The organism is Limnothrix sp. PR1529, from assembly GCF_002742025.1.
Taxonomy (GTDB): domain Bacteria; phylum Cyanobacteriota; class Cyanobacteriia; order CACIAM-69d; family CACIAM-69d; genus CACIAM-69d.
The window spans coordinates 1-8,751 of the sequence record NZ_LIRO01000118.1 but is presented as its reverse complement, the minus strand read 5'-3'; the positions used below and the strand labels follow the sequence as shown (position 1 = coordinate 8,751).

Sequence of the window (8,751 nt, the reverse complement as noted above, 5' to 3'; positions counted from 1 at the left end):
AGATGTGTATAAGAGACAGACCCCACACCTGGCCCCACATCCAGCCCCGCACCCACCACCGAAAGCCCCGCATCACCCTCCGGCGAAACCCCGGACTCCCCTCGCCCCTCGCCCTAGGCTTGCCCCATCCGCCACGGCCAACCTTGCGCCATTCCTGTGGTCTTCAGCGTGCTGGAAACTGTTCTAGCGAGATTGCTCAACAAAACACAAAACCCATTGCCCCAAGCGATCTCCCTGCGGCAGAGTCAGCCAACTGAGTACAATCAACCCACTTCCCTACTCAGGATTTTGCGAGAACTCTGAAATCGTAATGGCAACCAGCATTTTTCAATTCAGACAAAAAGATCGCCGTCCCTGGCTGCGGGTCATTCTGCAACTGCGCGGCTCCGTTGTGCCCACCATTGCACCCCGCGTGCTGCTTTGTGGAACCTTTGCCGCCGTCGTCAGTTGGCTACATGCCCTGAAAGTTCCCGTGGCCCAACCGGGCTGGGCAAATTTAATTCCCAGCGTGGTGCTGGGTTTGCTATTGGTTTTCCGCACTAATACCGCCTACGAACGGTTCTGGGAAGGGCGCAAACTTTGGGGCGGAATTGTTAACACCTCCCGTAACCTGGGGCGACAAATTTGGGTGGCAATTGATGAACCAACGCCGGAAGTGCGAGAGCAAAAAATCTCAGCTTTGAATCTCATTGCTGCCTTTGGCATTGCCACCAAGCAGCATTTACGGGGGGCATCCGTCACGGAAGCGGTTGCGGATTTGGTTGAGCCAAATGTGCTGGACAACTTGCGAACCACTGATCATGCGCCTCTGGATTTATCAGTACGAATCGCCGCTTTTCTAGAGGAGCAGCGCGATCGCGGCAACCTCAACCCCTATCAACTGGCTTCCATGCACCGTCTGCTTGATGTGTTGGTGGATTCTTTGGGAGGTTGCGAGCGAATTTTGCGAACACCCATGCCCTTTGCCTATGCCATTCACTTGCGGCAATTGCTATTAATTTACTGCTTAATTCTGCCTTTTGAATTGGTGTCCAAGGTGGGTTGGTGGACAGGATTACTCGTTGCCATCATTTCTTTCACGCTGTTTGGAATTGAAGAAATTGGCGAAGAAATCGAAAATCCCTTTGGCACGGATCCAAATGATTTGCCCCTAGATGCCATTTGCAACACCGTTCGCCAAAACATGCAAGATTTGACCACTCTGAATCCCCGGGAAGCCAATGCCCGAGCATTGGTAGATAACAGCTCTCAGTAGCCGTTTTTGCTAGGGCGGAATCTAAGCGGGGTGGCAAGGCTGGGGGCCAAAATTTAAGAAACAATTGCAATAGTCCCAATCGTTCCAGATGGATTCTGGTTTCCCATGACCCATCACGTTTCTGCTTGGCTCGATCGCCTGGCCCTTTGGCTGCCGGGAACTTTTGAAAATCGGGAACAGGCCCTGGCGGATCCCACTTGGTATGTGGGTGTGCGGCTGTGGCATCGATCGATCGGGGTCTTTGGGCCCGGTCACTTGGGGATTTATGCGGAACAGGCCAGCGCCCCCACCTTTGCCAAAATTTATCGCCCCAGGGTGTTCCAGATTTCTCCCACCTCTGATCCTGATTTTCCGCTGGCGGTGGCCTACTTTGCCCTGCGACAGCCGGAGCGGTGGCGCGGCGGGGGTTTGGATCCCGCTATTTTGGAACCCTTGACCTTGGCGGACTTGGAGCCACTGCCCGGTTGCCTGTTGCCCATGGCGGTTCTGGCAGAGGATGCAGGTTTCCGGGCCCAACTTCCGCCCGATCGACGTTGTTGTTTCCAGGCCGATGGGCAATTGCGCCAGGTGAGTTTGGGGTTTGAGGTGCGATCGGGCGAATTTCTCAGCTACGACAAGGGCATCGATCCCGACACAGGCAAACCGATTTGGGGGGCAATCATGGGCCCATTTCGCTATCGGCGCGTTGGCGATTAAGATGCGATCGCAGGGAGCCACTGCAACGAACTGCAACGGTCATCCGCTGTGGTCAGTGGTCAGCCTTGCCCTCGCCATTGTTGGGATCGATTTTGATTCGCTCCGATAACCATTCATTCCTTTCAATCCTTACGAAATCCCCGATTAATCACACCATGACCCAAGTGTCTGAAGCGATCGCCCCCGCTGCTGATTTGGTGACCCTTGGCCGTTGGATGGCCGCCGACTTCAGCAACCAAGCCCAAGCGTTTGAAAATCCGCCCTTTTTTGCCCATATTCGGGTCTGTATGCGGCCCCTGCCGATCGCCCTGCTAGGCGGCATTAGTTTCTATGTGGAACAGGCCTATGATTACGCTCTCAACCAGCCCTATCGTGTGCGGGTGTTGAAGTTGATTGAGGTGGATGGGCAAATCCAAATTGAAAACTATGCCGTTGCCCATGAGCAGGAATTTTTTGGTGCTTCTCGACAGCCCGATCGCCTGCAAGCGCTGACGGCCGATCGCCTGGAGCGGCTCTGTCACTGCAATTTTTTGGTGAGCCGAACGGGGCAAACCTTCACGGGCCAGGTGGAACCCGGCAAGGCCTGCATGGTCACGCGCAAGGGCAAGGAAACCTACTTGGATAGTCAGTTTGAAATCACAGCCGATCGATTTGTGAGCTGGGATCGGGGCCGCGACCCGGAAACCGATGAGCATGTGTGGGGTGCGGTGGCCGGGCCCTTTGACTTTGTGAAGGTGGCCAGCTTTGCCGATGAGGTGGTGGCTCCCTAGGGCGATGTAGCAGCGGGGAAGGGTGATCAATCGCCACGGTCGGCTTTCCCTGCGCCAAAATGATTGCCATCAGTTCCGCTGTGCTGGGCGACGGTGGAAGCCTGAGTGAGCTGCCTTGACCATGTTCAGTGCGCGGCTCCTCCGTTTTTGGGGTGGCCGCTCGACTTCGATCAATCTCGATAATTAATGTCCATCCGATCACTCCTGCGCTGGTTTTTATTGGGGTTGCTGTTGCCGCTGGCGTTTTTGAACGGCTGGATGTTGCTTCAGGTCTTCAATTACTTTCAGTCCCTGCTGTCTGCCTTTGTGGTGGCCACGCTGGTGTCCTTTCTGTTGGACTATCCCGTGCGGTGGCTGGAAGCGCAGGGAAAACGCTGGCATGTGCGGCGGGAATTTGCGGTGTTGGCGATCGTCCTGTTGACCTTGGGGATTGTAGGTCTGTTGGGGCTAACGCTGGCTCCGGTGCTCTATGACCAATTTGCCGCTTTTGCTAATGGGTTGCCTGGTTGGGTGGCTTCGAGTCGGCAACAGCTTGAAAACCTGTCTAATTGGGCCATTGCCAAGCGGCTCCCGATCGACCTTCAACAGTTGGGAACCCAGGCGATCGCCCAATTCTCAGCCCAAATTCAAAACCTAACCACCCAACTGGTGAGCCTGTTGGTGCAAATGGCTGGGCGGGCCTTTGATGCTCTGATTGCGATGGTGCTGGCGGTTTATTTGCTGTTGCGGGGCGAGCAATTTTGGGATGGTTTTTTTAGTTGGTTGCCGCCCGAACGACGGGAGCAGGTGCGCCAATGTTTTCGCCAAAATTTCCAAAATTACTACGCCGGTCAAGCGGCTTTGGCCACCACGATCGGGGTGGCCATGGTGTTGCTCTTTCTGGTGCTGCAAGTGCCGTTTGGGTTGCTGTTTGGTCTGGGCATTGGGGTCATGACGCTAGTGCCCTTTGGCGCGGGAATCAGCATTGTGGTGGTGAGCTTGCTGTTAGCGGTCAAGAGTTTTTGGCTGGGGCTACAGGTGCTTTTGTTGGCTTTTTTGGTGGATCAAATTATTGAAAATACGGTTGCTCCGCGCCTGTTGGGGCAATTTACGGGGCTGAACCCAGTTTGGGTGCTGTTGTCCCTGCTGGCGGGGGCTAAGGTGGGTGGCTTGTTGGGGGTGGTTTTGGCGGTTCCGTTGGCGGGAACGATCAAAAGCGCGATCGAACTGTGGCGATCGCCCAATCATGGCTGGACTTTGGCAACCGATTCCGCCTTGCCCGTCAAAACCGCTCGACCCGATCGCCCAGTGCAACCCACGCCCGATCGCTGAGAGTTGGGCCGCAGGATTGTGGAAAGCTAAGGTGCTGAGCCTCTCCAGGCTTCTAGGTTGCTGCAAATCGGGTTGCTGCAAATTGACGGCCTAGCCTGTTCCTCAATCCTCAACTCTCAATCTTCAAATCGCTGAACAGCGAGCACCGCATTTTGGCCGCCAAACCCAAACGCAAAACAAAGGGTTCGATCGACATGTCGGGCGATCGGGGTTTGCAGCCAAAACCCGGCAAATTCTGGATCCTGCAATCCCACCGTGGGCGGCAACTGGCCGGACTCGATCGCCAAAAGACAAAACGCAACGCCCAAGGCACTGGAAGCCCCCAGCGTATGGCCGGTGGCTCCTTTGGTGGAACTCACGGGCGGTTGTTGGGGAAAAAGATCTTGAATTAAATTGGCTTCCTGGGCATCATTCAGCTTGGTGGCCGTGCCGTGGGCGTGGATATAGTCCACCTGTTCCGGTCGCCAGCCGCTACGTTTCAGGGCCCAATGCACCGCAACCCGAGCCGATCGCCCCGTTGGATCCGGCGCGCTGAGGTGATAAGCATCGGTGCTGAAGCCGGCCCCTAAAATTTCTCCATAGATTTTGGCTCCGCGCGATCGGGCCAGGTCGGCCGCTTCCAACACCAGCAGAGCCGCCCCTTCTCCCAACACCAGCCCCTCGCGCGATCGGTCAAAGGGATAGGAACCCGTGGTCGCCAGGGCCCCCATTTGGGCAAACCCCGCCAAAGTCAGGGGCGTGATCGGGGCTTCCACGGCTCCCGCCAAGACCCGATCGCACCAGCCTTCCCGGATTAAGTCCGCTCCCCGGGCGATCGCGCTGATCCCGGTCGTGCAGGCAGTCATCGGAGCCAGCAGCGGGCCCCCTGCCCCCAATTGCTGGGCGATCCGCACCGCTGGGCCGTGGGGCAAATGCCTTAACCATTGATCATCCAAGGGGCGTTGCCCGGCGGCGTATTGCTCCAAAACTCCCTGATAGCTGCGGCTGGATCCCACACAAACCCCGAGATGTTGATCAACAAGATCTGGATCAATAGGTGCATCAATGGGAACCGTGGTTGCATCAACCCAAGCTGCTTGAGTTACCTGGTCTACTAACCGTGTTAGCTCAATTGGCTCCGAATCAATTAGTGCTAATGGACGCGCAGGAATTGAAACAAAGGGTTGATGGAGTTGAATGGCTGATTGCCTAGCAAGCAGTGATTGCCAAGTAACGTTTCGATTACCCAGAGCTGAAGTCAATCCAATACCAGTGACTACAATCCTTCTGGATTTCTCTTGAATGTGATTCATTTCAAACGTTCAAATCGCTCGGAAATGATTACTGAATAATTAATTTATCTAACAATACTCTTGTCTGATTTAAATGCATAAATTAAGTCATTTTTTATTGGAAATTTTATTGGAAATTTTTCAAGAAAATATCTCACAATTGCCAATAAGAACTGCTTTAGAAAATTTTCCTTAAGAACGTCATATCAACTCAATGCCTGTTTGAATACACTTGATCATAAAGATAAGGTAAGAATAAGGATTAGTTAAAAATCTTTGCTTTTCAAAAATCAAGCAATTCATGAGAATTTGTGTGATGCCATTTTGAAAATGGCGTAGCTCTCTATCAGATTATTTAATGATTGACAATAGCAGGCGAGACTGAAATTCTGGAATTTAATTGTTATGATTCGCCTAATCTCTGCAACTATGGCTTCCATCAGTCATGACACTCAATATTAATCGGACAACTGTATCTACCCCCAAGGGTGACACATTGACTGGCGCTGGTAACGCAACAATTAACGGCAATGAGGGTAATGATCTCTTGCTGTCTCGCGGCGTAGGCCGTAACACGTTGCGCGGTGGAAAAGGTAACGACACACTATTGGGCTTTGCCAACGATCAGCTCTTTGGCGACCAAGGTGATGACATTCTCTATGCGGGTAGTAGCTCTCGTCTCACTGGAGGAGAAGGGCGCGATCGCTTTGTTGTGACTAATGGTTCGTTGCCTGCGGGAATTAACACGATTACTGATTTCACTCCCGATGTGGACTTGATTGTGTTTAAGGGAGTTGTGGGCCGCTACAGTGGCTTGCAAATTTCTGCACGAGGATCAGGTTCTGTGATTCGTTTCGATGGGCTTGATGTGGTGACTATCAATAACGTCGCCCCAGCACGTTTGGGTCGAGAGAACTTTGTTTTTGAATAGCGACCGGTCTCGAAAAAGTTAGGTTGAGTCCTGTTTCAAGGCTATCGATCGTTGAAAGTTATCGAGTGTCGATAGCCTGATTGCACTGCTGACACAAATTGAAAAATGTGCCCAATAAAAAAGCAGGTAAGTTAATCAACTTATCTGCTTTTCATTTAAGTCAAGCTTGAAAAAACAGGCTTAGGAAGTCCCTGGTTGGACGCGAGCTTGATTTTGCAGACTGGATTTTGCGATCGCTTGGACTAGGGCGTGGTTTTCAGATTTTCCAGACCTGCTGTGACGCTGGCTTTCTCAATTCGATCGCCCTGTTGCACCTGGTCGATCGTCTCCATGCCTTTGGTCACATAGCCAAACACCGCATAGCTACCATCCAACGGCGTTAACTCCGCCAGCGCAAAGTAAAACTGCGACGAGGCAGAATCCGGCGACATCGATCGTGCCATGGCCACCGCGCCCCGCTTGTGGGTTAAAACCGGCGTTTCTGCAATGCCCAAATCGGGGAACGTCGCACTATAAACCGGCTGGGCTTGACCCTTGGGCTTAATTTCGAGGGGAATGGTGCGCTCGCGGCCCGTTTTGGGATCCGTGAAACCGCTCATCCCCAACTCCGTGATCGGAACCTTGGGATCCTTGCTGCGCGGGTCGCCCCCTTGCACCACAAAGGGCACCGGCTCCCGCACCACCCGATGGAACATCAAGCCGTCATACACCCCACGGTTCACCAAATCCACAAAATTTCCGGCCGTGATGGGTGCGTTGGTTCCGTCCACCTCAATTTCCACCGGCTGACCCTTGATGGTCATGGTCACGGTTGCTTTTCCGGTTAACTGGGGCAAACCGGCGGGCAACTGGGCCGGCGTGGCGGCAACCGACGGCGCGGGGCTGCTCACTTGGCGACTATCGGCCGGCTGGCCAGCACAGCCCGCGATCGAAAAAACCAGCAACGCGGCAATCGGAGCCAGCCATAGCCCCCGGAATGCTTTGGCGCAGGTTTTCATCCAGTAGGTTGCTAAATAGTTCATCGTTACAGACCCTCCAGCGGCACACTCAGAAACTTAGCCAAAGCGGCTCCTTCCGTTTCCAGTGCCGTCAAGGACAGGGGTTGGCCCACACGGGTTAGGGGAACATCGCGCATATTTTTCACTCGCAGGTACAAGGCCCGCCGGGGGTTAATCCCTTCCTTGAGGTCTACGCGCACGGATTGAATCGCGCTCAGGTCGCAGGTGAGCTTCACTTCACGATTTTTGCCGGGATAGCCCCAGCGAAAAATGGTGGCTTTACCCGTGGTGCGATCGAATTCGTTATAACCACCGCCCACGTTCCAGCGAATGGTTAACCACAGATAGGTGGCCAGCAGTGATCCGGCAGTGCCATACAGCCCCATCACCAGTCCTTGGGGGACAAACACGAGCTTGGTGGGGTCTGAGAACAACAGCAGATTCACGCCCAGGTAGCTCGACAAACCGGCAAGCAAAAAGCCCGTAGCGCCGATGGTGACGATCGTGGCGATCGCATAGCTACTGAGACGGCGCGCGCCGACAATCTCCGTCCGCAACAGGCGATCGGATTGGGGATCGGTGGAGACAGTCATAGGTGTATGGCTTAAAAATTGCTTGTGTATCGAAAACAGGTGTGGGAACGCAGGGGGGGATGAAACGCTTGTTGGCCCCAAACTGTTGGCTCAGACCGGCCATGATTTGATTGGGCCCGGTTGCTCCATCAGGAACCGTCCCTTCAACAGTCTAAGCAAACTTGGCAGATTCCTAAAAATCTTGGCGAAAGACAACGATCCGAGAATGGCTAACAAACATTAAGCATAATTACTTATTTTTTCTTAACGAAGGTCTTAGATTGGGGGAAATGAAAAAAATCGCAACAGCGCGATCGCCCGGAGCCGCGAACTCGGTGATCGTGACTTGGCGCTGAATCGCGATCGGGCTGCGAGATTGACCACCCATGGGCTGTGGATTGGCATGGGAATTGGCAGTGGTCTGTTACGGAGCCGTGCGTTGATCCCCGCAATTCTTAAATTAGTCTGAAGTTGATCGGAAGGGTTTCCGCCGCCCGTGATCCCGCCAGCGGGCCCGATTGACGCGATTCGCCTGGGTTTGATCAACTCCGTTAAGAGATTCCCCACCCCCCGATCGCCCCTTCAATTATCATGAGATTTGTAATCGATGTGATCGTTCGACTAAACCCTGGAAACCAGTCCAAATTTTCTGATTTGGTTGCCAGACTTGCGATCGCCCTACCCTCACCCGAAATGAGTGTGGTAGGTTAAGAAAAATTAACCGATCTCAGCAATCGATGGCATCGGCAACGGCGCTCTTCTGGGTGGAAGTGCAACTCATGCCCCAACTCCCTGCGGATTCTCATCGTTGCCCAGGCCCCGATCGCGAGACGGGTCAAAATTCTACGGAACCGGAAGTGCTTCAAACCCGCCTCACGACCGTAGATATCGCAATTTTGAACCTCTGTTAACAGATAGAGAGGAACTCCATGACCATCGCAGTTGGA

The 8,751-nt window shown here is 53.7% G+C and carries 9 protein-coding genes; 6 read left to right on the top strand and 3 right to left on the bottom strand.

From position 1 onward, the window contains the following. Positions 1-310 precede the first annotated feature (310 nt). The 4 genes from AMR42_RS16625 to AMR42_RS16610 all read left to right on the top strand — a co-directional run bounded on the left by AMR42_RS16625 (position 311) and on the right by AMR42_RS16610 (position 4,032). Positions 311-1,255, top strand: coding sequence for a bestrophin family protein (locus AMR42_RS16625; protein ID WP_099534773.1), 945 nt, complete (start codon positions 311-313; stop codon positions 1,253-1,255). A 105-nt stretch (positions 1,256-1,360) separates the two neighbouring features. Further along, the gene (locus AMR42_RS16620) at positions 1,361-1,951 is read left to right on the top strand and encodes a chromophore lyase CpcT/CpeT (RefSeq protein ID WP_099534772.1); all 591 of its coding nucleotides are present in this window, start codon (positions 1,361-1,363) and stop codon (positions 1,949-1,951) included. A gap of 176 nt (positions 1,952-2,127) precedes the next feature. Continuing rightward, complete coding sequence (locus AMR42_RS16615) at positions 2,128-2,721, top strand: chromophore lyase CpcT/CpeT (protein WP_099534775.1); 594 nt, start codon at positions 2,128-2,130, stop codon at positions 2,719-2,721. A 186-nt stretch (positions 2,722-2,907) separates the two neighbouring features. After that, the gene (locus AMR42_RS16610; RefSeq protein ID WP_099534771.1) at positions 2,908-4,032 is read left to right on the top strand and encodes an AI-2E family transporter; all 1,125 of its coding nucleotides are present in this window, start codon (positions 2,908-2,910) and stop codon (positions 4,030-4,032) included. Between the two features lie 116 nt (positions 4,033-4,148). Here the strand turns inward: AMR42_RS16610 and AMR42_RS16605 are convergent, their stop codons facing one another. Further along, positions 4,149-5,324: a beta-ketoacyl-ACP synthase gene (locus AMR42_RS16605; RefSeq protein ID WP_099534770.1), complete on the bottom strand. Its 1,176-nt coding sequence runs from the start codon at positions 5,322-5,324 to the stop codon at positions 4,149-4,151. A 424-nt stretch (positions 5,325-5,748) separates the two neighbouring features. On the opposite strand from AMR42_RS16605, the gene AMR42_RS16600 reads away from it, so the two are divergent. Then, complete coding sequence (locus AMR42_RS16600) at positions 5,749-6,234, top strand: hypothetical protein (protein WP_143473152.1); 486 nt, start codon at positions 5,749-5,751, stop codon at positions 6,232-6,234. A 242-nt stretch (positions 6,235-6,476) separates the two neighbouring features. Here the strand turns inward: AMR42_RS16600 and AMR42_RS16595 are convergent, their stop codons facing one another. Both AMR42_RS16595 and AMR42_RS16590 read right to left on the bottom strand, forming a co-directional pair. Beyond that, on the bottom strand, positions 6,477-7,256 hold the full coding sequence (locus AMR42_RS16595; RefSeq protein ID WP_234407059.1) for a peptidylprolyl isomerase: 780 nt from the start codon (positions 7,254-7,256) through the stop codon (positions 6,477-6,479). A gap of 2 nt (positions 7,257-7,258) precedes the next feature. After that, positions 7,259-7,825: a photosystem I assembly protein Ycf4 gene (locus AMR42_RS16590; protein ID WP_099534768.1), complete on the bottom strand. Its 567-nt coding sequence runs from the start codon at positions 7,823-7,825 to the stop codon at positions 7,259-7,261. A 716-nt stretch (positions 7,826-8,541) separates the two neighbouring features. On the opposite strand from AMR42_RS16590, the gene AMR42_RS20660 reads away from it, so the two are divergent. Then, complete coding sequence (locus tag AMR42_RS20660) at positions 8,542-8,715, top strand: hypothetical protein (RefSeq protein WP_158234519.1); 174 nt, start codon at positions 8,542-8,544, stop codon at positions 8,713-8,715. Positions 8,716-8,751: the final 36 nt, after the last annotated feature.

Bases quoted from the DNA above. Each gene is read 5' to 3' on its own strand.
- AMR42_RS16625 (WP_099534773.1), top strand. From the start codon at position 311: ATGGCAACCAGCATTTTTCAATTCAGACAAAAAGATCGCCGTCCCTGG.
- AMR42_RS16620 (WP_099534772.1), top strand. From the start codon at position 1,361: ATGACCCATCACGTTTCTGCTTGGCTCGATCGCCTGGCCCTTTGGCTG.
- AMR42_RS16610 (WP_099534771.1), top strand. From the start codon at position 2,908: ATGTCCATCCGATCACTCCTGCGCTGGTTTTTATTGGGGTTGCTGTTG.
- AMR42_RS16605 (WP_099534770.1), bottom strand. From the start codon at position 5,324: ATGAATCACATTCAAGAGAAATCCAGAAGGATTGTAGTCACTGGTATT.
- AMR42_RS16600 (WP_143473152.1), top strand. From the start codon at position 5,749: ATGACACTCAATATTAATCGGACAACTGTATCTACCCCCAAGGGTGAC.
- AMR42_RS16595 (WP_234407059.1), bottom strand. From the start codon at position 7,256: ATGAACTATTTAGCAACCTACTGGATGAAAACCTGCGCCAAAGCATTC.
- AMR42_RS16590 (WP_099534768.1), bottom strand. From the start codon at position 7,825: ATGACTGTCTCCACCGATCCCCAATCCGATCGCCTGTTGCGGACGGAG.
- AMR42_RS20660 (WP_158234519.1), top strand. From the start codon at position 8,542: ATGGCATCGGCAACGGCGCTCTTCTGGGTGGAAGTGCAACTCATGCCC.